The 21,654-nt window shown below is 47.4% G+C and carries 22 protein-coding genes, 2 tRNA genes and 1 pseudogene; 9 read left to right on the top strand and 16 right to left on the bottom strand.

The genetic code is table 11. The annotated features are described in order from the left end of the window. A pseudogene (locus CAG65_RS06880) lies at window positions 1–283 on the top strand (glycosidase); the annotation flags it as partial. A 57-nt stretch (window positions 284–340) separates the two neighbouring features. Here CAG65_RS06880 and CAG65_RS06885 read toward each other — a convergent pair. Further along, on the bottom strand, window positions 341–1,396 hold the full coding sequence (locus CAG65_RS06885) for a GGDEF domain-containing protein (protein ID WP_161453023.1): 1,056 nt from the start codon (window positions 1,394–1,396) through the stop codon (window positions 341–343). A gap of 299 nt (window positions 1,397–1,695) precedes the next feature. On the opposite strand from CAG65_RS06885, the gene CAG65_RS06890 reads away from it, so the two are divergent. Then, window positions 1,696–1,772: transfer RNA gene (locus CAG65_RS06890), tRNA-Val, on the top strand. A gap of 25 nt (window positions 1,773–1,797) precedes the next feature. Beyond that, window positions 1,798–1,874 (top strand) — tRNA-Val (locus CAG65_RS06895). 171 nt (window positions 1,875–2,045) lie between these two features. Here CAG65_RS06895 and CAG65_RS06900 read toward each other — a convergent pair. After that, window positions 2,046–3,302 (bottom strand): adenylosuccinate synthase, encoded by a 1,257-nt coding sequence (locus CAG65_RS06900; protein ID WP_161453025.1) that lies wholly within the window; start codon window positions 3,300–3,302, stop codon window positions 2,046–2,048. Between the two features lie 111 nt (window positions 3,303–3,413). On the opposite strand from CAG65_RS06900, the gene CAG65_RS06905 reads away from it, so the two are divergent. After that, on the top strand, window positions 3,414–4,271 hold the full coding sequence (locus CAG65_RS06905; RefSeq protein ID WP_161453027.1) for a LysR family transcriptional regulator: 858 nt from the start codon (window positions 3,414–3,416) through the stop codon (window positions 4,269–4,271). A gap of 30 nt (window positions 4,272–4,301) precedes the next feature. Here CAG65_RS06905 and CAG65_RS06910 read toward each other — a convergent pair whose 3' ends face one another. Both CAG65_RS06910 and CAG65_RS06915 read right to left on the bottom strand, forming a co-directional pair. After that, on the bottom strand, window positions 4,302–5,393 hold the full coding sequence (locus CAG65_RS06910; RefSeq protein ID WP_161453029.1) for a calcium:proton antiporter: 1,092 nt from the start codon (window positions 5,391–5,393) through the stop codon (window positions 4,302–4,304). Window positions 5,394–5,551: 158 nt separating this feature from the next. After that, window positions 5,552–6,028 (bottom strand): hypothetical protein, encoded by a 477-nt coding sequence (locus tag CAG65_RS06915; RefSeq protein ID WP_040902079.1) that lies wholly within the window; start codon window positions 6,026–6,028, stop codon window positions 5,552–5,554. Between the two features lie 280 nt (window positions 6,029–6,308). Here CAG65_RS06915 and CAG65_RS06920 point away from each other — a divergent pair, with 280 nt between their 5' ends. From CAG65_RS06920 to CAG65_RS06935, 4 genes are all read left to right on the top strand, one after another. After that, window positions 6,309–7,388 carry a threonine aldolase family protein gene (locus CAG65_RS06920; protein ID WP_021703363.1) on the top strand — a complete coding sequence of 360 codons (1,080 nt, stop codon included), beginning with the start codon at window positions 6,309–6,311 and terminating at the stop codon, window positions 7,386–7,388. A gap of 11 nt (window positions 7,389–7,399) precedes the next feature. Next, a complete protein-coding gene (locus CAG65_RS06925; RefSeq protein WP_081693103.1) occupies window positions 7,400–7,915 on the top strand; it encodes a GNAT family N-acetyltransferase in 516 nt (171 codons plus the stop codon). A gap of 17 nt (window positions 7,916–7,932) precedes the next feature. Continuing rightward, window positions 7,933–8,295 carry a DUF1304 domain-containing protein gene (locus CAG65_RS06930; protein ID WP_021703361.1) on the top strand — a complete coding sequence of 121 codons (363 nt, stop codon included), beginning with the start codon at window positions 7,933–7,935 and terminating at the stop codon, window positions 8,293–8,295. Between the two features lie 550 nt (window positions 8,296–8,845). Then, window positions 8,846–9,214, top strand: coding sequence for a hypothetical protein (locus CAG65_RS06935; RefSeq protein ID WP_021703360.1), 369 nt, complete (start codon window positions 8,846–8,848; stop codon window positions 9,212–9,214). Here CAG65_RS06935 and CAG65_RS06940 read toward each other — a convergent pair. The 12 genes from CAG65_RS06940 to CAG65_RS06995 form a co-directional block, all read right to left on the bottom strand. Further along, the gene (locus CAG65_RS06940) at window positions 9,211–10,275 is read right to left on the bottom strand and encodes an outer membrane beta-barrel protein (RefSeq protein WP_161453031.1); all 1,065 of its coding nucleotides are present in this window, start codon (window positions 10,273–10,275) and stop codon (window positions 9,211–9,213) included. The two genes, CAG65_RS06935 and CAG65_RS06940, sit on opposite strands and share 4 nt — an antisense overlap. Before the next feature lie 4 nt (window positions 10,276–10,279). Continuing rightward, window positions 10,280–10,462 (bottom strand): hypothetical protein, encoded by a 183-nt coding sequence (locus CAG65_RS22200; RefSeq protein ID WP_237668773.1) that lies wholly within the window; start codon window positions 10,460–10,462, stop codon window positions 10,280–10,282. Window positions 10,463–10,746: 284 nt separating this feature from the next. Continuing rightward, on the bottom strand, window positions 10,747–11,898 hold the full coding sequence (locus tag CAG65_RS06950; protein ID WP_161453035.1) for a methyl-accepting chemotaxis protein: 1,152 nt from the start codon (window positions 11,896–11,898) through the stop codon (window positions 10,747–10,749). Next, window positions 11,891–12,925, bottom strand: a complete 1,035-nt coding sequence (locus tag CAG65_RS06955) for a protein-glutamate methylesterase/protein-glutamine glutaminase (RefSeq protein WP_161453037.1) — start codon at window positions 12,923–12,925, stop codon at window positions 11,891–11,893. Before CAG65_RS06955 ends, CAG65_RS06950 begins: the two co-directional genes overlap by 8 nt. Next, the gene (locus CAG65_RS06960) at window positions 12,925–13,581 is read right to left on the bottom strand and encodes a chemoreceptor glutamine deamidase CheD (protein WP_021703355.1); all 657 of its coding nucleotides are present in this window, start codon (window positions 13,579–13,581) and stop codon (window positions 12,925–12,927) included. The genes CAG65_RS06955 and CAG65_RS06960 overlap by 1 nt, the downstream gene beginning before the upstream one ends. Continuing rightward, entirely contained in the window at window positions 13,581–14,489 is a 909-nt protein-coding gene (locus tag CAG65_RS06965) for a CheR family methyltransferase (RefSeq protein ID WP_161453039.1), read from the bottom strand. The genes CAG65_RS06960 and CAG65_RS06965 overlap by 1 nt, the downstream gene beginning before the upstream one ends. Next, entirely contained in the window at window positions 14,489–16,858 is a 2,370-nt protein-coding gene (gene aer2 / locus CAG65_RS06970; RefSeq protein WP_021703353.1) for an aerotaxis transducer Aer2, read from the bottom strand. Before aer2 ends, CAG65_RS06965 begins: the two co-directional genes overlap by 1 nt. Window positions 16,859–16,869: 11 nt before the next feature. Further along, the gene (locus CAG65_RS06975) at window positions 16,870–17,334 is read right to left on the bottom strand and encodes a chemotaxis protein CheW (protein WP_021703352.1); all 465 of its coding nucleotides are present in this window, start codon (window positions 17,332–17,334) and stop codon (window positions 16,870–16,872) included. Continuing rightward, the gene (locus CAG65_RS06980; RefSeq protein WP_161453041.1) at window positions 17,324–17,848 is read right to left on the bottom strand and encodes a chemotaxis protein CheW; all 525 of its coding nucleotides are present in this window, start codon (window positions 17,846–17,848) and stop codon (window positions 17,324–17,326) included. The genes CAG65_RS06975 and CAG65_RS06980 overlap by 11 nt, the downstream gene beginning before the upstream one ends. After that, the gene (locus tag CAG65_RS06985; RefSeq protein WP_161453043.1) at window positions 17,836–19,884 is read right to left on the bottom strand and encodes a chemotaxis protein CheA; all 2,049 of its coding nucleotides are present in this window, start codon (window positions 19,882–19,884) and stop codon (window positions 17,836–17,838) included. Before CAG65_RS06985 ends, CAG65_RS06980 begins: the two co-directional genes overlap by 13 nt. A gap of 13 nt (window positions 19,885–19,897) precedes the next feature. Further along, window positions 19,898–20,254, bottom strand: coding sequence for a response regulator (locus tag CAG65_RS06990; RefSeq protein ID WP_161453044.1), 357 nt, complete (start codon window positions 20,252–20,254; stop codon window positions 19,898–19,900). Window positions 20,255–20,289: 35 nt separating this feature from the next. After that, the gene (locus CAG65_RS06995; protein WP_021703348.1) at window positions 20,290–20,553 is read right to left on the bottom strand and encodes an STAS domain-containing protein; all 264 of its coding nucleotides are present in this window, start codon (window positions 20,551–20,553) and stop codon (window positions 20,290–20,292) included. A 298-nt stretch (window positions 20,554–20,851) separates the two neighbouring features. On the opposite strand from CAG65_RS06995, the gene CAG65_RS07000 reads away from it, so the two are divergent. Continuing rightward, the coding region (locus CAG65_RS07000; protein WP_161453046.1) for a PAS domain-containing protein at window positions 20,852–21,654 on the top strand (803 nt) is incomplete at its 3' end.

Here is a 21,654-nt window from a genome sequence, read left to right on the forward strand (position 1 = left end):
GATGCAGGTTCGCAGTGAGCATCCTGCGTTGTATAAGGGAGAGCGTCGAAACTTATGGATTGACGATCAATTATATGTGGATCTGAAAGTTTACGATGACGAACAGATTGTTTATGCGCTGAACACGGGTACGGCTGAACGAGTGATGTCGTTAGACAACACACAATTAAAAGCCGCCTCGCATTTGGTAGATCTTATTTCTGGAGAGCAAATCAACCTGCAACCCGGGATAACCTCAGTCACGGTTCCGGCATTAACCGGACGCTTGCTGAGCGTGAGATAATCTGAATCACAAAGCCCGCGATTGACGCGGGCTTTGTTTATCAAGACTCGTTTTACGTTACGCGGTAGATAACGCTTCCTGTTCAGGCTCGTTTTCGTAGGAGCCACATACCATGACCTGATTACGACCGTTTTGTTTCGCGCGGTATAGTTCGACATCTGCCGCAATCAGCACATCTTCTAGTGTTAATTCGGCTGCACATTCGCATACGCCGATGCTGGCCGTTAACTGAATACTGTAGCCAGAAACATGAAATGTATGGTTGGCAAACTTCTTGCGCAGGTACTCGGCTATATGCACGGCTTTGTCCACGTCAACGTTGTTCAGGGTGATACAGAATTCCTCGCCACCGATGCGGTAGGCGTTATGGTTGGGCAGTAAATCCCGTAGCAGGTTGGCTGCCTGAATTAACACTTTGTCGCCTGTGTTATGACCGTACTGGTCGTTCACTTTTTTGAAGTAATCCAGATCGAGAATAAGAACAGATAAGGACGTGTTGCTTAAAACCTTACGCTGATTCTCAAAATGGTGGAGCAGGGCATGACGATTAAAAATGCCTGTCAATGCATCGCGTGCTGCCATACGTTCTAAAGACTGCTCAGAGAATTTACGACGCACTTCGTAGATGTGGGATAAAATCCATAAGCTGAGATACACCCCGCTCAGGTTCATGAGCATGCGATAGTCTATTACGTGATTGACCTGATGGATTTTGAGTGAAATCACCAAGGTTTGAATCAGCAACACGCAGCCGGTACTCAGTAACCCATAACGTCGACCTAATAAAAGATAATTGATTACCGGGAATAAACAGGTCCATACGACCAGAGCGGATGAAAACACGCTAATGTATGTACCGACGGCAACAATCAGTACCAGAAAGTAAATGTAGGCCACCGACACTGCAATACGCACCTTACTTTGTCTGGCACGCCAATAGACGTAAACAGAAACCAGAAAATAGGCGAATTCAAGCCCACTCAGTAAGTAAGACTGATTAAAGTACGCATTAAACAACGCGAAAAAGAGAGAGACCGACGCAAGAAATGCGCTCAGGCACGACAGCACGGCGGCTCGTAGCTCGTGAGAAGGGTTAAAAACGTCTGATTCCATGACGAATTATCCTTAGCGCCTGGTGATTGTGGGATGGTATGAATATTCCTCCATACTAATGAAACCGAATTCATTATCAATTTTGATGTTTGAATAAGTGATCTTGATATCGCTTCTAAGTATCCATGTAAATGCTGTTAAACCTGTCATTAAATAGTGACATCGGTTAAGCGCCTGAGATTAAAATGGATAAACTTTCAACAAAGTGGTGATATGTCGGCCAAACAGTTCAAATTACTGGAAATTACGCTTGCACCTTTAAATAACAGTCGTTAATATCCTCCTCGTTCTCAGGGAATGCGTCCGTAGCTCAGTTGGTTAGAGCACCACCTTGACATGGTGGGGGTCGGTAGTTCGAGTCTACTCGGACGCACCATTCCTGATAACGATCAATATATTTTGCGTCTGTAGCTCAGTTGGTTAGAGCACCACCTTGACATGGTGGGGGTCGGTGGTTCGAGTCCACTCAGACGCACCAAATTCCAAAACAAAGCCCGCTTATACAGCGGGCTTTGTTGTATTTGGACTTTTCATTACAGGGTAAATCAGGCCTAAGTAACGGTTTGCTTCGAATTGTCGATACGAAAAAAATCCGGGCATCTGCCCGGATTTGAATTAGCCAAATGATGTTGTTATTTTTATTTGCTGCTTAACGCATGATCATCTGTTCACGGCCAGGGCCAACAGACACCATTTTCACTGGCACACCCATCAGTTCTTCAATGCGCAGTACGTATTTTTGTGCCGCAACTGGTAGGTCTTCAAATTTACGACAAGCAGTGATGTCTTCGCTCCAGCTTTCCATCTGTTCGTAAACCGGAGACAGGGCTGCCGTTTGAGGCCAGATTGGGTTTTCGCTGTGTTCGCCATCATAAGCCACACAGATTTTCAGATCTTTCAGCCCGGTCAGGCAATCGACCTTAGTCAGCGCAATTTCTGTGGCGGCTTGAAGTTCAACACCGTTCTTGGTCGCAACAGCATCAAAATACCCCATGTCACGAGGTCGACCGGTCGTTGCTCCAAACTCATTCGCCGCTTCGCGGAACGCGTCTTGTTCTTCCATCGCCGTGATCAGAGTACCAGTACCAACGGAAGAGCTGAATGCTTTCGCAACTGCAATCACTCGCTCCGGACGCAGAGCCGGTAGGCCACTGCCGATCCCTGCGTACATGGAAACCACGTTAGATGATGTCGTCCAAGGGTATTCGCCATACGTCAGGTCACGTCCAGCACCCAACTGAGCTTCAAATAGCAGATTTTGGTTGTCTTGTTGCAGTGCTTTCAACGGTATGCTGACATTACAGATAGCATCGCGCCAAGGTGCGGATACGTCCAGTAACCACTGAGCCATCTCTTCTGCTGTTTGTTCAAATTGAAAGTCTGGGTACAGGGCGCGCATTTGCGGCAGTTTCCAGTCGAGCATAAATTGCAAACGTTCGGTCAGGACTTCGGGCTGTTTTAGCCAGCCCACCAGAATGCCTTTCTTCATAACGCGATCGCCGTACGCCGGAGCAATACCCTGGCGGGTTGAGCCATAGGCACGATCCGCCAGACGCTGTTCTTCCAGCGTGTCTTCCATAGCATGCAGCGGGAGACACAAGGTAGCGCGGTCTGAAATGCTCAGATTGATTTTTACGCCTGCAGACTCAACTTCTTCTAGCTCTTTCGACAGTGCTTCAGGGCTGATGACCATACCAGGACCGAGTACGGCCAGACAATCGGGATTAAATACGCCGCTTGGCAGTTGGTGTAGTTTGAACGTACCAAGGTCGTTCACCACGGTGTGACCAGCATTGTTGCCTCCTTGGAAGCGAATGCTTGCCGAAGCCTGTTCAGCCAGAAAATCCACGATGCGGCCTTTGCCTTCATCACCCCAGTTAGCACCAACAACAACGATAGACGACATAAGTAATCCTCCAAAAATTAGACGGTCAAATCTTATGCCTCTCGATGTGATAAGAGAAATTAATTATACTGATTAACCCAATAAGAATTTCATATCAACAGAGGGCGGATCATGTTGGACCTGAATTGGCTCAGAACCTTTGTCACATTGGCTGAAGTGAAACACTTTGGCAAAACGGCCACGATACTGCACATGACGCAGCCTAATGTCAGCCTCCATATCAAACAACTGGAAGGAGCAACCCGGGCAAAACTAATAGAGCGAAATCCGGTGCAATTGACGCAAGCGGGTATTCGGTTATTGGACACAGCTCAGAATATGTTGAAAGCGTTGCAAATATGTCAGTCGGACCTCAATGCCATCAACGAACTGACTCAAGGAACACTGTCGATTGCAGCCAGTGACATTGTTTCCCGGTTGCTGCTGATTCACCCATTCCAGAAATTTAAACAGCAGTATCCGGGGATTGATCTGACTCTGTTTAACACAACGTCATCGCAAGCGGTTGATTTAGTTAAGAGTGCACGGGCCGATGTCGGTTTTGTTATCGCTCAGAAGGAAAGCCAGCCACTGCATTTCACGCCGCTAATGCAGATTCAGTGGTGTGCATTTGGAGACAATATCCTCGAGTGGCACGGGGAGGGGGATGAGCTGCCGACTCTCATTTTATTAGGGCACGATACCCGAACCCGAGAGTTGATTGATGCTTCGTTACCGGCGCTGAGGTTACCGCGTCACAGAGTGATGGAGGTCGGCAGTGTCGAGGCGCAAATCGATTGGGCGGAAGCTGGGTTTGGTACCGCCATCGTGCCGGACTTTTCGTTGCACTCTAAGCTCAGCTTGTCCCGTTCGGTTACGCCGTTGCCGGGTTTTCCTGCCACCAATTTTGGCTATATCGTGCGGCAGAATCAGGTGTTATCGAAAGCGGTAAAACAGTTATTGACCTGGGTCGCCAGAGAGTGCGAATAAAAAGGCCGGGCAATGAGCCCGGCTTTTTCGTTATTCAAACATCAGGATGATATAGACAAAGAATAGGATCAGGTGTGTGGCACCATTGAGTGAGTTGGTCCGACCGCTGCTGAAGCTGACGCTGGCCATCAGTAGCGTAATGGCCAATAAAACCATTTCAGCCGGAACCAACCCAAGATGGATAGGCTCATTCATCACCGAAGAAATCAACAGCACCGCGGGTACGGTGAGAGAAATAGTGGCCAGCACCGAACCGAAGAACAGATTCATAGCACGCTGCAATTGGTTACTCAAGGCTGCCTTAACAGCACCCACGCCTTCAGGAGCCAGAATCAACAGGGCGATCACCAGGCCACCGAGCGCAGGAGGGGCACCAAAACGGCTGATGGTGTCGTCGATAGGCACAGCCAGGCTTTTTGCCAGCAAGATCACCACCAACAGATACGCAATCAAAAGAATTGAATGATAAAGGTTGGAGCCCATCGGGCCGTGGAACTCGTGTTCATCCTGGTGGTCGCCATCAATGAAAAAATGTGTATGGCTGCGAGTCTGAATAAACAAAAATACGGCATATAATGCCACGGAAGCAAAAACCAGCACGGCTGTCATGTTGGTGGTCAAAGAGCCCTGATCATCTGAGGAGGTAAAACTCGGCATGACAAGACACAGCAAAGCCAATGGGATGATCGCAACCAGGTAAGCTTTTAACCCGTCAATATTGTATGACTGAGTGTGGTATTTCAAACCACCGATCAGCAGCGTCAGACCCACCAAGCCGTTCAGAACCGCCATGATTACGGCGAACATCGTATCCCGTGCCATAACGGGGTTCGCATCGCCCGTGAGCATGACCGAAGAAATCATCACCACTTCGAGCGAAATCACCGAAAGTGTCAGGATCAAGGTGCCATATGGGTCACCGAGCTTGATCGCCAGTGCATCCGAATGGCGTACTACAGCAAAGATGGCGGTTAATACGATCGCGAACAGAATGATGGTTGTCAAAATACCCGTGGCTGTGCTGAGCCCACTGCTGAGTAGAGATTCACCGCCTAATTTAAAGAATGCAACAGCGATGATACCGAGAAACAGAATAAATTCGTCGGTAAGGAATTTGATCATTGAGGGAATCCCCTGGTTATGAATTTTACGCGAGCCAACCGACATAAAAGGCGGCCACTATGTGCATAAGGTTAAGTATGACGTTTCTGGTGAGACAGAAAAAGCGTCATTCATAACTTTCAGCAATATTTTTTTCGTAAATATAAGAAATTACGTGTTTAGCTGAAGGTTTTGCTCATAGGGTATTCGTGTGCGTAAAACAGATTGCCATCTTTCCAACCGGCTATACGGATTCGTGACGACGATACTTTACCAAGCCAGTGATGGCGAAACTCGCACAATGGGATCGTTTGTCTGGCCAATCGGTAGATGGAGGCCGACTGAAATTCGTTCACGAGTTGATAAGCAGGAACACTGCCGCAAGTGGCAGTGCCATCTGCCGAGCTCAGCGAGTAGTGACCCAGCCATCGAAACAGTGGCGGCACGGATGATCGTGTCAGTGTGCTTTCTTCGTCAGGTTGCTCAGCGTGAGCGTCAAAAAAGAGTGCATCAGGCTCTTGTGCAGTAGCACACAAGCCTGTATCGAAGGCTTGAACACGCGACAAATCATCGGCCAAAAAGGACGACGCGCTTGCCAGTTGGGCAAACAGTGAGATCAGCAGTAAGAGACTCAGTCGAAGGATGTGATGGCGCAATTTGTGTGATCTGTGTCGTATTTTGTTGGGCCTATTATATCGGCGAATGTCGACGGGGAAATGGATAATTGTCGTCGTTCTGTTACAAACTATTACTTGGTCTCACGAGGTGAGAAAGTTTCTCTCCATAAGCGAGGAGACACGGATATTTTTTGTCTTTTTATCGTTTTGTTCGGCAGAAGTGTCGAGCGTATAACAAATGAAAACTCATTTTTGTACAAGATGTTACAAACAAACTAGAGTGTTATCGACAAAACCTCCGTACGACAGGGAATGGAATATGCAGAATAAATGCAAGACGGTGTTACATGGCAATAAGCGCATTTCACCGGCTGAGATGTTCGAAAGAATGGCTGAGTGGTGCCGCGAAAATAATGTTGAACACGACATCTACGGGCAAGGGGAGTTGATCCAGGCGTTTGAACAAAAGGTGGCTGATTTACTTGGGTTTGAAGCAGGGTTGTTCGTGATCACGGGAACCATGACTCAGCCGACAGCGTTACAGATTGCTTGTCAGGAGAAGCAATGTGCCAATGTTGCGATGCACCCGACCAGTCATGTTTATTTGCACGAACGTCAGGGCTATCAACTGCAACAACGTTTCAACGTATTGCCGGTCGGAGAACCTTACCAGCCATGGACTGTCGAGCATCTGGAAGCCATTACCGATCCGTTGGCTGCCGTACTGTATGAGTTACCAATGCGCGAAATCGGTGGTCAATTACCTGAATTTGAACACTTACAAGCTGTAAAAGACTACTGCGCAAACCATAACTTCCATCTGCATATGGATGGGGCCAGAGTGTGGGAAGCGGCGGCGTGGTATCAAAAAAGTTATCAGGAAGTTGCGCAAGGTTTCCACTCTGCGTACGTGTCTATGTACAAAGGTGTGAACGGATTAGGCGGTGCAATGCTTTTGGGTGACAAATCCTTTATCCGTCAGGCTGATACTTGGATGAAGCGACAAGGTGGGAATGTTTGGCATCGGACGCCTTACGTCGTGGCAGCGATGATGCAGTTTGATGAGCGGATTGCTGCGATGCCCGCTCTGTTTGAGCGCACGAAGCAGTTGTACACACAATTTGGAGAGTTTCCGCTGTTTACGCTCAATCCGACAGCGCCACAGTCCAATATGCTTCACATCTATTTGCCTTTGAGTGAGTCGCAAGCCAAAGTATTAAGAGATGAACTGGCTGAGGAGCACAGTATCTGGATAGGGAATCCACAACAAGCAGCGTTGCCAGAGCAGAGTTTTCTGGAATGGTATGTCGGAGACTTGCTGCTCAATATGGAAGATGAGTTGTTGCATCAAACATTGCGGACGATACATAGCGCGATAGCAGCGAAATTAACTCCGTAGGAGAGTCGGAGATGTTGATGCTACAAACCGATCGTTTGTTGTTACGACCTGTGCAGCGAGAAGACATGGACGTATACCGCCAGATCCTGTCGTGCCCCCAATTGACGCGGTTTCTGCCCAAAGGAAAGCCCTATACGGAATCAGAAATCAGTCAGCATGTCGTGAACCGGGTTGATCATTGGCGACGCCATGAGTTTGGCAGTTTTGTGATTTTGGATAATACGGACGCGCAGCGTAAACTTGGTTATGTCGGGGTTGAAGAAAGTCCTCAACCTGGTTGTTTTGATATTCGTTATGCTTTGGTTCGTGATGCGTTAGGGCTGGGGTTAGCCCTGGAGGCCGCTCAGTCGGTTGTACAGTTTATTTTTTCTCATAACAAACTTAAGCGAATCTACGGTGTCTCGCTGGTCGACAACCAGCCTTCCTTAGCCGTGTTACGAAAATTGGCCATGAAACCTGCCCGGAACGTCGACCTTTATGGCGATCGAAGTTTGATCACCTTGGTACTAGAGCAACCGGAGAGATAAGTGAAGAGGTGGAAACGATGAGTTATATCGCAACAGCTTTAGTGTTATTCGTCGCGCTGGAACACGCCTACATTCTGATTTTGGAGATGTTTCTCTGGCAGTCACCCAAAACACGTAAAGTGTTTGCGACCAGTGAAGAATTTGCAGCATCCACCAAAGTGCTGGCCGCCAATCAGGGGCTGTACAACGGCTTTCTCTGTGCGGGTTTGATTTGGGGACTTACGTATCCGGATACCGAAGTCGGCACCAGCATTCAGATGTTTTTCCTATCTTGCGTTATTTGCGCTGCCATATTTGGAGGTTTGAGCGCAAATACTAGAATATTATTCGTTCAAGGAGGGCCTGCTGTCCTGGCCGTATTGGCAATTATGTTTAGTTAATCACGTGATAATGGTGACTCAACTCATACTTCTGAGGTGCGAATAACAATAATTTTCAAACAACATTGTAGCTGTTGCATAATTTCGTTAGTCTGCTCACTCTTTCAATTCCCCCTAACACAGCGCTTGCCTTAGTCACGCAGCGCTGTGTTTCTTTCCTGCACAAGGATGTGTTAAGGATTGAAAGCCCACTTGAGGGCATTCCTTCTGCTTCTTTTATACGAGTTGCCTGAATAACATCACACCGAAGCAAAACGCTTTGTATACATGGAGTGTACCTAATCATGGCGTTTACCCGTGTCTTACGTTGCGGACAAAGCGGCTTGGCTAATGCTGACAAACTTTCATCCTAAGTATGAGTACGGAAATGACTGACACCGTTCTGGACAGGGCGGTAAACAGCTCTCTGTGCAGATAATGGATCCCAGGCGAAAAAATCAACTTTATTTTAGTGCGCTTGTTTCCATTTTTTTACTGTCAATTCACTTGATAGTCGATAGGTTGATCCTAGCTTATTTAGTGCTATCGCTATAGATTCAGGTGCATTCCGATGACATACAAATACGTCAACTCTCCTTACGATGTTGTGTACAAAATCATACCGCCGCTCGATACATCATTGGGCCATCAGGATGTGCCTGCTGAAGAGCTTGAGATGCGTGAAATCCTTGAACAGTGGTACTTCGAAGGTCTTCTCCCGGTACTCAACAACCACAACCAGGCAAGTGAGCTGCGATTACACCGTCGGCTAAAGAAATTCAACCGCATAGTGATGCTATTGTTAAAAAATGACTTCTACGGCTCGGCCGCGAAACGGATCGTGTCGCAATGGCCTGAAGAAAGTTTAAGTACCCGCTATATTCGTTATTTAATCGAACAAAGCGAAGTCAATATCCCCGCTTATTACACTCGCCACTAAAACTGAAATGACAGCCCCAGCGTAAACAGGTTCACATCTTCTTGAGACGAACTTGTCGGTGGCGCAGTAAACGACCCATTTCTGTTTACCCGCTTTGCATCGATATATTGCCATTCGGCGTTCACCGCCAAATGCTGATTCAACGTATAGCGTAACCCGAGTAAATAAGATTCGCTGTCGCGGTCCCGGCGTTGTTGTGAGTAGGTTACATAGGGTGTCAGGCTCTGCCAGTGATAATCGAGGCTCACGTACCAATTCGCATATAAATCTCGACTTAACAAGCCTTCTGAGAGAAGCCGTACTGGCCCCCAATACTGTTCAATCCCGACGGAGAAAATGTCAAAGGTCTCTTTGGATTGTTCTGTTACCGTCTGATCGCTTGAGGGGATTGTCATTATGGCCGTTTGCTTCGCTTCAGATCTGAGGTAGGACACGTTGACCGTGCTGTCATCAAAATAAAGTTGAAGCGACAATCCCGCTGTGTAATCAGAATCCAACTTAAGTTGACCACCCACGATCCCAAAGGTCCCCTGATCTGGCAGGCCATAATGCGCAGTAACAGAGGTGGTGATTTGATCGCTTAACCAACCGTTCCAAGTAAAGCTAATGCCATCGTAAGAGGTAATACCTAATGTGGCGTCATATACATCCTGTGGTGGCCGGAACCAAGGATAGGCGTAGGAAACGTAGTAGTATTCCGACATCAAAAACAAAGGTAACCTCAGACGACCAACCTTTATGGTCAATGCATTGACTTCATAGGCTGCATAAACCCACTCCCATTCAGGATCAGAATAATGATCCTGGGGACGTTTCGCGAGTTGGAATGACGTTCTGAGCGCCGGAGATATCCGCCAGTCAAGCTGTAGCCCTAGGGTTGAATCACAGTCATAGCACCAGTCATCCGTAATTTCGCGATTACGAAACAAAGGCGTGGTGTTGTCTGATTTAGCGGCAGAAACACTGCCAAATCCGCCGAGTATCACAGTGTCGCTGAGTGGGTGAGCCGCTAAAACGCAGGGAGAGAACAGCAGTGCCACGAGGCTGGAGATGTTTTTCATAGCGTCACTCCGATTCTAATGTGTACAGCACATTAAGGGATTCTGGGACAACAGCAAAATCAAAATAGGCAATGCCATTGGGATGGTTGAACAACCAGTTAAGAACCGCCTGTTCGCCGTACTCAGATAGCTGAATCGGAGGCTGTACTTTGCCTGAAAAGGCCAGGCTGGCCCACTGGGTGTACATTTGAGTAGGTGATTTCCTCAATAGTTGTCGGTAAAAATGGATTCGTGTTGGGGAGTCCACCGGGAGATCGCAAAGAACCACTTTTTGGTTCTGTACTCGGGTGACTTTGCCACGATAAAGCATCTTCGTTTGATGTTTAGTCAGCTCTGGCCACTGTGTATTAGCAGACACTACGTAGATTGTCTTTGCCTCGGTCGCCATGGAGCAAAGTATTCCGAGTGAAAGAAGCAGTATTTTTAACCACAACATCTGGTTGATCATCAACTTATACATCACAGGACGGATCAAAACAGTTCGACTTCGCCTTCGTGCATGTCTGACTGCAATGTGGAACCATGTTTGTCTACTGACGAGTGTTGCTTTAATTCACTTAGTTGATGGATCAATGTGTCGGTATCGGATTGGCCTTGCAGGTACTGTTCGACGAAAGTTCGAGAATGGTTTAACTGCACCAGACTCAACGCTATGTGTTCGTTTTGCTGCGATACGATGTCGGAAAACTGCAGGGAACGCACGCCGACGTTAACCAGTTCATTGACGCGTTTCGCGTTATGTTGCAATTGCTCGACTTGTTCATCGACCTGGGTATAGACGGATTCAACACCTTTGAGCATGGTGTCGACTTGTGTTTTTGATTCTTCAGCGGCTGAGATGTCAATCGCTGCCATTTTCTGGATGATTTCGCTCACATCACTAATGGTTTTCTGCGCAGTGGTGACTTGGCTCTGTATCTGATTGTTCAAAGAGCCCGCCTGATTAGAGAGGTTTCGTACCTCCTGCGCCACCACATCAAATCCGCGGCCTGCTTCTCCCGCTCGAGCCGCTTCTATTGCGGCATTTAGTGCCAGCAGGTTAGTTTGATCGGAAAGATCCCTGACTTGCTCAATGAGCCGGAACATCCCTGATAACTGTACTGACATGGTCTCCATGGATTGGCAGGCCATCTTACTCTGAGAGCGAATTTCTTCCAGGCTATGGACATAGCTGGCAATCACTTTTTCTGTCTGGGGGGCGACATTGCTCAGACTGAACTCTTGATTGTTGTCATTCAGCAATTTTCGCGTCAGTTCGGTGGCGCATGCGGTTTGCTGTTCACATGCTTGCTGCATATCAATAAAGCTTTGATTGAGATTTAACGAAGAATCCTGGATGACACTTAACTGATTGGTCAGGGAAGTGGACGCCTGAGTCAGGTCGTCGTTTGTGGCGTCATACACGGCTTGAAGTACCTGTTTTGTTGAAGCATCGTCTACGGTCATCACTGGCTCGTTACTGCGTTCGACGCGTATGACTAACCAACTGGACGCCATGATTCCAGTGATGATAACGGGAATGAAATACGCTGAATATTGAGTCAACCCTGCGTTTAGAACCAGCAAAACGATCACTGCCAGGTTCAATATCAGTACAGGCCGAAGATAGGAAGCTCTATCCATAGCACTTCTCCATAATTGTTTTCGGTATTTGTTGTAAAGGAAGAACTTCATGATGCGCGTTGAGTTCATAAGCGACTTTTGGCATTCCCCAGACAGTCGAGCTACGTTCATCCTGAACCAGGTTATAACTGTTTCGCTGTTTTAAGTTCAGCATGCCCTGGGCTCCGTCGTTGCCCATGCCAGTCAGCAAAATAGCTAATGTTTTCAAGCGAGGGAAACGTGCGATGGAATCAAACATGACGTCAACGGATGGCTTGTGCCGATTCACTTTTTCGCCATCATCCAGTTGTGAAAATAACTGACCACCACGAAATTCAACGCCCAAATGCTGATTACCAGGGGCAACATAGATATGGCCAGGTTTTAGCATCAAGCCGGAATCCGTGACTTCAATAGAGTTCAGACTCGTTACTTGTTTGAGACGTTTGGCAAACGCAGCACTGAAGGCTGGATTGATGTGCTGGGTAATGACGATTGGTGGCAAGTTATTGGGCAGTTGAGACAGGATATAGCGTATGGCTTCTGTGCCACCGGTTGACGCGCCAATGGCGATTAATTGCACTTGGCTTGCGTGACTGGATTTTTTCATCGGTGACTGAGCGGTGTCATGCAGGTTACCGCTGATGTTTGCCCGGGCCGCTGTAATCACCTTTTCAATAACCAATTGGCGATAATTCATTAATTCACTGAGAATTTCTTGGGTCGGTTTAGGGAAGTAGTCCACAGCCCCTAACTCAAGAGCTTCTAACGTCACTTGCTGACCATGTTGGGTCAGCGACGAAATCATCACCACCGGAAGCGGATGGAGACGCATCAGATTTTTCAGAAACTGCAGGCCATTCATGCGAGGCATTTCTATGTCCAGTGTTATCACATCGGGTTTGTGTTTTTTTATCTGCTCACGAGCCTGATACGGATCTTCCGCCGTTGCTACGACTTCGAGGCGTTTATCGGAATTAATGATTTCGCTTAGCAGTGAACGAAATAGGGCAGAATCATCAACGACAATAACTTTAAACACTTTCATCAGAATAACTCCACACGTTGTTGAGCAGCTTCTGTCACCAGTTCAGTATCAAGTTGCTGTTGATAATAACGTTCAAGTGCAACCGTTTGTTGCAGCAGTTCCATATCGATTTTCTTGATCAGTGCGCGACCCGTTTGAGGATCAAACACCAGTCGCCGGGCAACGCGTCCCCCAAGATCGCGATTAATGACGGTTAATTGCTCAGTGTCGACAAACTCGCTGATGAAGGCTTTATTGCGCTCTCCTACACAATACCCGTTGCTACTGAACGTGCCGCCTCCAAACAATTTAAAAACCAAATCAGACTTCAAAGAGCCCATCTTGAGCATGCTGTTTATTAACAACTCCATCGCGTGCAAGCCATAACGTGATTCCACAGAGAGTTGCTCAGAGCGTTGCCAATGATCGACATGGGCGCAGTTTGGCAATAGAAAATGATTCAACCCACCAAAACGCAACCGGCTGTCCCAGACACAAACGCTGACACAAGAGCCCAGCCCGGTGAGGATCAGTTCGTTTTGCTTACTGCAATAAATTTCGCCTGGTGCGATCTTGACCACTTCTTTGCCAAACTCCGGACTGTAAAAGCGGGTGAACCCATCGCTGCCAGTGGACTGGCTGAAATGACCAGAGTGATAGCCAATAACTGAATCCATCAATCCTCACGTTTTCTGAAAATGGTCATGCCCTTGTGTTCGAATAGATGACTCAATTCGCCTAAACCTTCGGAGTGACCGATAATGAGGTATCCGCCTGGTTTCAGTTGGTCATAGAAGCGCTGAATCAGACTCTTCTGCGTTTGTTTGTCAAAGTAGATCATGACATTCCGGCACATGATGAGGTCAAGCTCTGCCTGGATAGGCCAAGGGCGTTGCAGATTGAGCTGATTGAAAACCACTTGCTGTGCGACTTCCGGTTTGACCTGGATATGACCGAGATTCTCGCCCCGACCTTTACGAAAGCAGCTTTTCAGATAACTCTCAGGGATAGAGTCCAGCGCTGACTCGCAATACACACCACGTTTTGCTCTCTCTAACACGTTGGTATCAAGGTCAGTCGCCAATATCCGAGCATCCTGAAATGACGCCGACGAGCCTTTTGAGCGCAAGTACACAATGAATAGGTGAATCAGGCAGGCCAGGGAATAGGGCTCTTCACCAGTAGAGCAGCCTGCTGACCAAATCCGTGTCTTGGGTTGTTGTGCCCACTTTGCCAACAAGTGCTGCTTGATAAAATCAAAATGATGTTGCTCACGGAAAAAGTGGGTTTTGTTGGTGGTCAGGGCATTGATGAGTTTTTCTTTTTCATCCTCAGATTGGCGCATTTTGCGCAGGTACGCAGCAACCGATTGGCAGCCACAGTAACGGAGGCGTTTAACCACACGGCCATACACCATTTGCCGTTTAATCGGTGATAAAGAGATCCCCGTCTCCTGATATAGGAATTGACGAATATAGTCGAAATCCTGATCTGTAAAGGAAAACTCGGTTTGCGGCGCCGTCGTAGTTGGTTTATTTGGAGAGCGCTTTTGCTCTCCAATCGGAGCCAGATCAATCTGCGCCATTAGAATTCTTCCCACTCGTCACCGTTAGAAACACGGCTTTTGGCTTGTAAACTCTGCTTTTGTGCAGCCGGTACCGACGAGAGGCTGATGGTTTCGGCCGTCATGGGTACTGAACTGAGATTGTTATCGGTGGCAAAGAAATTCATCAGTTTCAAAAGTTCGCCGGCTTCGTCTTTGAGCGATTGGCTTGCTGCGGATGCCTCTTCCACCAGTGCGGCGTTTTGCTGCGTCATTTCGTCCATCGTAACAATGGCTTTACTGATCTCTTCGATGCCGGTCGATTGCTCTTGGCTTGCCTGATTGATTTTGCTGATCAAATCGGTGACTTCAGTCACTGACGCGACAATCTCGTTTAACGTTTCACCCGATTCGTCTACCAGTCGAGTACCTTCTGATACTTTGTCTACGCTGTCTTTGATGAGCGCTTTGATCTCTTTGGCGGCACCAGCTGAGCGTTGGGCCAAATTGCGAACTTCACCAGCCACAACCGCAAACCCTTTACCTTGCTCTCCGGCGCGTGCAGCTTCGACTGCCGCGTTGAGCGCCAGCAGGTTGGTTTGGAATGCGATTTCATCAATCACACCGATAATGTCAGAGATCTTCTTGCTGGCATCGTTAATCTCAGCCATAGCAGACACTGCCTGACCGACAACTTGCCCCCCCTTGGTGGCCTTGCTGGTGGCATCGATAGCGAGATGATTCGCTCCCTCTGCGCTTTCTGCGTTCTGGCGAACGGTGGCCGTCATCTGTTCCATACTGGCTGCCGTCTCTTCGAGGCTGGAGGCCTGTGCCTCAGTTCGTTGACTCAAATCGTTGTTACCATCAGCAATTTCTGTGGATGCCGTTGCGACTCGGGCGGAAGAGGCGGTGATTTTCTCAACCATGTTTCGCAAGTTCTGAATTGATGCATTCACTGAGTTTGCGAGCTCTGCAAATTCACCTTGCATGTCATCGGACATGGTTTGCTTGAGGTCGCCGTCGGCGACTTTGGACATCACATCAATACACTGGCGGATAGGGTTCACGACGGCGTCTAATAGCCCGTTGACGCCTTCGCTTAACTGAGCCATGAAGCCTGAGTATTGGCTGCTGTCGATCCGAGACGCCAGCTCACCGCAAGAAGCATTGGCAATCAGTTTTTCGATTTGCTGCTGACCATCAACTTGTTCGGTGATATCAACCCACTGCAGCGCAGGGCCGATAAAGTTACCGGCAGGATCGCGCATGGCAATGCAAGTCAGAGTGAATTTCAGATCTCCAACAGTGATGTTGGAAGTAAATGGCAACCGATCCGGATTTGAGATAATTGAACGTTGATGCTCGGGACGTTTGTGGAATATATCAATGCTCTGTCCCACCAATTTATCCACCGCGAATCCCGGAAAGATCTCAGCTAACTGACTTTCCCGGCTCTTAAGCAGTTTGTGCAGTGACGGATTAAGGTAGGTGATGTTTCCATCCAGGTCAGACATCATTAGATTGGTTGTCATACCATCTACCGCGGAAGCCAGACGGCCGATTTCCAGTTCTTTTTTGCGCTCTTCTGTTACATTACGCCATTCGAGCGTCGAGCCTATGTATTCGCCGCTGCCGTTTACGATTGCCGCAACGTTAAGCTCTATTTTGATCTCGCCAACGGTAATATCGGTTGAAAATGGCAGATTGGAGGGATCGGCCAATAAACGACGTTGATGCTCAGGCTGTTTGTGGAACTGGTCGATACAACGACCGAGCAACCAGTTTTCTTCGGCAGTGAAATCGGGCCAGAATTTGCGGAATTCGGGCTGACACTCTTTAAACAGTTCTAGTGTCTGGCGGTTTACGTAAGTAATGATGAGATCACGGTCCACCATTACCATCGCTGTCTGAGCCTGATCGACAGAAGCTTGGAGCGTCGCGATTTCGTTTTCTTTCCGGCGTTCTTCGGTAACATCACGCCACTCAAGCGTCGATCCTATGTGTTGGCGGCTTTCGTCAAGCACCGCACCAACATTGAGTTCAATGATCAACTTACCGATGCGTATGTCTGTACGAAAGGGGAGGTTATTGGGATTCGACAAAATTGCGCGTTGATGAGAGGGGTCTTTGTGGAACTCATCAATACAACGACCGATCAGAAAGTCATAGCTCGCTTCAAAACCTGGCCAGACGGAACGGAATTCGGCTTCACATTGTTTGAGCAATTCGACGGAGGTTTCATTAACATAGTTAATCACGAGGTCACGATCGACCATCATCAACGCGGTCTGCGCGCTGTTCAGGGCAGAGGAGACTCGGTTCAGTTCCTGAGATTGTTGCTCCAGTTGCTGTTGGAGCTGTGCGTAGTCTTTTTTGACTTGTTCTAATTCACGGCTGTTAAAGAAACCCATTGCTGTATCCTCTAGCTGATTTTGTCGCTCAAGACTTGATCTAATTCCTGCAGATCAAAAAATTTTTCTAGTTTTACTAAGATGATGTGTTTGTTATTGATATTCGCGATGCCCTTAATGTAACGATATCTGGGGTGCTCACCGCCCAACGGTGGCGGTTGCACTTGTTCCTGAGTCAGTGGATAAACGTCTGCGACGGCATCGACGATAATGCCTAAACTGCTGCTGTTGAATTTGAGTAAAATCACCACCGTTAAATCGGAGATTTGACTGGGTTCGAAGCCGAATTTCTGCCGCAGGTCTATGATAGGGATGTACTCCCCACGGAGCTCTAAGACTCCCAGTATGTAGCTGGGTGAGTTAGGCAATGCTCTAATGTGAGTCCAGCCTCGCACTTCTCTAACATCCAAGATATCAATCGCATACTCTTCCTCCTCAATCACAAAAGAGAGGTACTCTTTACTGTCATTGATCACAGAATCCCTCCTCGCTTTCTTCAGTCAGGTCCATTAGTGGACGTGTGCTGAGTATGGTTGCAAGCCCGTTTTTCTGACGAGTTATCCCTTCGATAAACCGTGATAGCGATGTAACACGCTGCAAAGGGGTGATCTCGTGCGCCATACACGTAATAACATCGGCAACACCATCCACCACGACGCCCACATGCTTTGTATCACCCTGTGAATTGGTGCCTTTGAGGACGATAATGACGGTGGTTGGCTGGTAGTCAGGCCGGATACGATGGAAGCGAATTCGCAAATCGAAAATCGGCACGATCATCCCGCGCAAATTGATAACGCCCATCACGAAATCTGCACTGTTCGGAATCAAAGTCGGAGTCTGCCAGACTCGAATCTCTTCAATGTCGCAAATATTAATGCCATACAACTCTTCGCCAATTAAGAAGCCGAGAAATTCGCGATAGGTTGTGCTCTGTGCATCATCTGAACTGTTGTGGCTTATTTGTTGAGTATCGGTTAGCTCTCGCATGACACCCCCTCAATCACATGTGGTGCTTCATGCTCTGTCACTGACGACTTCATGCTGGTTGAAATCAAACTTTGAATGTCCAGAATCAGGGACACGGAACCGTCACCGAGTATGGTTGCACCAGAAATGCCATGCACTTTGCGAAAGTTGGATTCGAGAGATTTAATGACAACTTGCTGCTGACCAAGCAAATCATCGAGTAACAGGCCTACTTTTTGTCCATTGGCTTCAACAAAGCACAATAAGCCGTCTTCGATTCGCTTGTTGGAACTCAGATCAAACTCGTGGTGTAACCGGACAATAGGCAAATTTTGATCCCGTAGTTGATACAGTTCCTGGCCGCCGGCTGCGATATTAATTTTTCCTTGTTCCACTTGAATGGATTCCACAATTGAAATCAAAGGAATCACGTAAATTTGCCCACAGACGTTGACCAACTGACCGTCAAGAATGGAGAGTGTGAGCGGAAGTGTTATCGTGAAACGGCTTCCGGCATCGATGTAAGATTCTACAGCGATAGCACCGCCGAGAGACTCGATGTTCTTTTTCACTACATCCATACCAACCCCGCGACCAGACAAATCTGAAACGACATCAGCGGTGGAAAAACCGGGCATAAAAATAAGCTGGAAAATCTGGTCGTCGCTCATTTCGTGTCGTTGGGTATGGGGGGGTAATAAGCCTTTGTTAATTGCTTTGTCGAAAATTACCGAGGGGTTAATGCCTGCGCCATCATCCTGAATTTCGATCACGACATTACCGCCCTGATGACTGGCTTTTAATGCCACACGACCTTGCGGACTTTTGCCTTTCTGCTTTCTTGCGTCGGGCGTTTCAACACCATGGTCGACGGCATTACGGATCAGATGCACCAATGGGTCGGTAATTTTTTCCAGCACAGTTTTATCCAGCTCGGTGTTTTCACCTTCAATATCCAGTTGGATCTCTTTGCCGAGTTTGGGCGCCAGATCGCGAATCAAACGCGGGAAGCGGTTAAAGGCAAAGCTGACCGGAAGCATTCGTATGTTGAGTACGCTGTCTTGAATTTCACGCGTATTTTGCAGTAGCTGTTCGATACCGCTTTGCAACGGCTCAAGCTTACTCATGTCAAAGTCATGAGAGAGTTCGTTGATCATTGACTGGGTGATGACCAGCTCTCCGACCAGGTTAATCAGGTGGTCGACTTTTTCGATATCCACACGAATCGAAAAACCACTGCGCGGGTTCTGCGGAGCAGCAGGTTTGGAGACTTGTTGTGTTTCGGTAGTGGTGACTTCAATATGTTCTTCGTCTTGTGTGTGGCCGTGCAAAATGCGTTTGATACTGAGATCACATTCATCTTCGACCCACTCGAACACTTCTTTTATATCGGATTCGCTTACGCTCTCGTCAAGCTTAATTATCCAGGAAAGGAAACAAGACTGAGGTTCGAGCTGTGCGAAATCAGGGACTTCATTTATCTGACAGATGACGTTGCTTTCACTCGCGAGGCTGGTGAGCTCCTTTATAATTCGGGCCGGATCGTTACCGGAAAAAAACAGATCTTCATGAGGGGCGAAGTGTATTTCCCATTCACCGTGCTCTTGCAGTTCAGTGTTCTGCTTTTGAAGTTCACGGTTTTCGTCGCCGTCAAGCGTGCCCAGCGACTCACTTTTCAGCAGTGATTGAAGCTCTAGAGTCAGCTGGGCCATGTTTGAGAGATCAATTTCGGTGTCTGATTCGTAATTCGAAAGCATTTGTTCAGTGAAATCATTTGCTTTTAGCAGCAGATCAATACTGCCGCGGTCAAGCTGCCGCTTTCCGTTGCGAGCTTCATCTAACAGTGTTTCTACCAAATGTGTGAAGTCACTGATGTAGTGGTAATCAAAAGTGCCCGCACCGCCTTTTATCGAATGGGCGGCGCGAAATATAGTGTTGATTGTTTCTGCATCCGGGCTTTCACAGTCGAAAGCCAGTAGCTCTTGTTCAATAAGCTGGAGATTGTCGCGACACTCTTCTTGGAAAATGCCGCGTAATTGGTCCATGTCCAATGCCATACCACCACCTTACTCAAACCACGCGTTGAATGGTTTTAATCAACGTCTCGGGGTTGAAAGGTTTGACGATCCAACCGGTTGCGCCTGCCTGTTTGCCCTGAGACTTTTTCTCTGCACTGGTTTCTGTAGTTAGCATAAGAATCGGGATAAATTTGTGAATAGCCTGGCTTCTGACTTGTTTGACAAATTCCAAGCCGTCCATGTTGGGCATATTGATATCTGAAATGATGATGTCGTACTTAGCCTGTTTTGATTTGCTTAGCGCATCCACACCATCAACCGCTGTTGTGACTTCGTGACCTGCATCCTGCAGAGTATGGCTGACCATCTGACGAATAGATTGTGAATCGTCCACAGCAAGAATTTTCATATCGAGTTCCTTTTGATAATCAAAAACAATTCTGTTTACTGGAAGAGAGTTGAATCCAACCCCAGCAATTTAGCGACTGTGCTTAACTCGTCTGATGGGCTTTTCCAATGAACTTCTGTTCCTTGTTGTTTCAAACCAAGTACATACGAGAGCAGTAACTGCATACCCGCTGTATCCACTTTGCACACTTCACTGGCGTCTAATTCCACCGCTTCCCCTTGAGTCAGCGATGTTGTGAGTTGCGCTTTAACTTGTTCAATATTGGCGATGTTTACTTCGCTTTGAAGGGTATAGTGCATAGGCCACCTCTGTTTTTTTAGCAGTATAGGATGCGATTTTTTGTTTCAACTTTTTTATTAATGTTTTTCTTGATAACTGAGATAGATAGCGTCAATTTGATGTGTTGTATTTGCAAAAAACACAACCTCACGCTTTATTTGGATGTTTACAGAACAGAAACCGAATAATACTTTGGTATAAAACGTGTCCATATACCTCGCATCTTTTGCCTATCGATAAAATTAATCGTTGAAAATACACCGTGTTTTCCTAACTTGCTTGTTGCATACCGAAGAATAAGGCTAGGGTAGGTACAGCATGGCGCAGATGGGTCAGTACCCGAATTCAACACAAGCATTGTGGTCCGTCGATTTAGAGAGTAAACAGGTCCTCGTTCACGATGCTTTGCACGAACGGACGCTGATCAAAAGCGGTGCGTTGCGTGACGTTTTAAAACCTATGTCAAAACGTACGCGGCGTAGTTTTTATGACTTTCTTAAAATCTGTATCGCTCAGGACAAAATGTATGTCACAAGTATTCTTTACAGCACCAAAGGTCTGCTATCAAAGGTGATACGAGTTTCGGGGTCGAAAGTCGCTGACGACGTTATTTCTGGCAATTTAGAAGTCATCTCCGAACTGCCCAAAATGATGCACACCTACCGATCAATAGACAGCATTCTGGATGATGACCGAAAGTCGGTGGTCATTGTTGATGAAGATTTCGATGTGTTGTTTGTTAACCAAACCTTTTTGAACTGTTTTGGACTGAGTGCTTCTCAATGTATCGGTAAACCTCTGACGGACAGCAGCTCAGGGATGGCAAACGAGGTATTTTTGCAACGTCTGAAAGCCGCACTCAAACACTCGGATCGATGGGTGGGGCGCATCGAGAATCAGACTCGCCAAGGCGAGTTTATGATGCAGGAACTTGATGTTAAGCGCGTTTCTATGAGCAGTACCCATTCGGTATTAATTGTGCGTTTCTTTAACTTGGAAGGTGTACACAATGAGCTTGGCAATGTTGAACCAGACTTTACCATGCAAGATATCGCCATCCCGGATGAACACGAATTCAGACGTCTAGCAAGTGAGTATGTATTAGACAATCAATACTATGT

Source organism: Vibrio sp. V39_P1S14PM300 (assembly GCF_009904765.1).
Taxonomy (GTDB): Bacteria; Pseudomonadota; Gammaproteobacteria; order Enterobacterales; family Vibrionaceae; genus Vibrio; species Vibrio proteolyticus.

Coding starts and splice junctions, on each gene's coding strand:
- CAG65_RS06935 (WP_021703360.1), top strand. CDS start 8,846: ATGACATACAAATACGTCAACTCTCCTTACGATGTTGTGTACAAAATC.
- CAG65_RS06965 (WP_161453039.1), bottom strand. CDS start 14,489: ATGGCGCAGATTGATCTGGCTCCGATTGGAGAGCAAAAGCGCTCTCCA.
- CAG65_RS06955 (WP_161453037.1), bottom strand. CDS start 12,925: ATGAAAGTGTTTAAAGTTATTGTCGTTGATGATTCTGCCCTATTTCGT.
- CAG65_RS06910 (WP_161453029.1), bottom strand. CDS start 5,393: ATGATCAAATTCCTTACCGACGAATTTATTCTGTTTCTCGGTATCATC.
- aer2 (WP_021703353.1), bottom strand. CDS start 16,858: ATGGGTTTCTTTAACAGCCGTGAATTAGAACAAGTCAAAAAAGACTAC.
- CAG65_RS06990 (WP_161453044.1), bottom strand. CDS start 20,254: ATGAAAATTCTTGCTGTGGACGATTCACAATCTATTCGTCAGATGGTC.
- CAG65_RS06980 (WP_161453041.1), bottom strand. CDS start 17,848: ATGCGAGAGCTAACCGATACTCAACAAATAAGCCACAACAGTTCAGAT.
- CAG65_RS06985 (WP_161453043.1), bottom strand. CDS start 19,884: ATGGCATTGGACATGGACCAATTACGCGGCATTTTCCAAGAAGAGTGT.
- CAG65_RS22200 (WP_237668773.1), bottom strand. CDS start 10,462: ATGTACACCCAGTGGGCCAGCCTGGCCTTTTCAGGCAAAGTACAGCCT.
- CAG65_RS06995 (WP_021703348.1), bottom strand. CDS start 20,553: ATGCACTATACCCTTCAAAGCGAAGTAAACATCGCCAATATTGAACAA.
- CAG65_RS06950 (WP_161453035.1), bottom strand. CDS start 11,898: ATGGATAGAGCTTCCTATCTTCGGCCTGTACTGATATTGAACCTGGCA.
- CAG65_RS06960 (WP_021703355.1), bottom strand. CDS start 13,581: ATGGATTCAGTTATTGGCTATCACTCTGGTCATTTCAGCCAGTCCACT.
- CAG65_RS06930 (WP_021703361.1), top strand. CDS start 7,933: ATGAGTTATATCGCAACAGCTTTAGTGTTATTCGTCGCGCTGGAACAC.
- CAG65_RS06925 (WP_081693103.1), top strand. CDS start 7,400: ATGTTGATGCTACAAACCGATCGTTTGTTGTTACGACCTGTGCAGCGA.
- CAG65_RS06920 (WP_021703363.1), top strand. CDS start 6,309: ATGCAGAATAAATGCAAGACGGTGTTACATGGCAATAAGCGCATTTCA.
- CAG65_RS06940 (WP_161453031.1), bottom strand. CDS start 10,275: ATGAAAAACATCTCCAGCCTCGTGGCACTGCTGTTCTCTCCCTGCGTT.
- CAG65_RS06905 (WP_161453027.1), top strand. CDS start 3,414: ATGTTGGACCTGAATTGGCTCAGAACCTTTGTCACATTGGCTGAAGTG.
- CAG65_RS06900 (WP_161453025.1), bottom strand. CDS start 3,302: ATGTCGTCTATCGTTGTTGTTGGTGCTAACTGGGGTGATGAAGGCAAA.
- CAG65_RS06885 (WP_161453023.1), bottom strand. CDS start 1,396: ATGGAATCAGACGTTTTTAACCCTTCTCACGAGCTACGAGCCGCCGTG.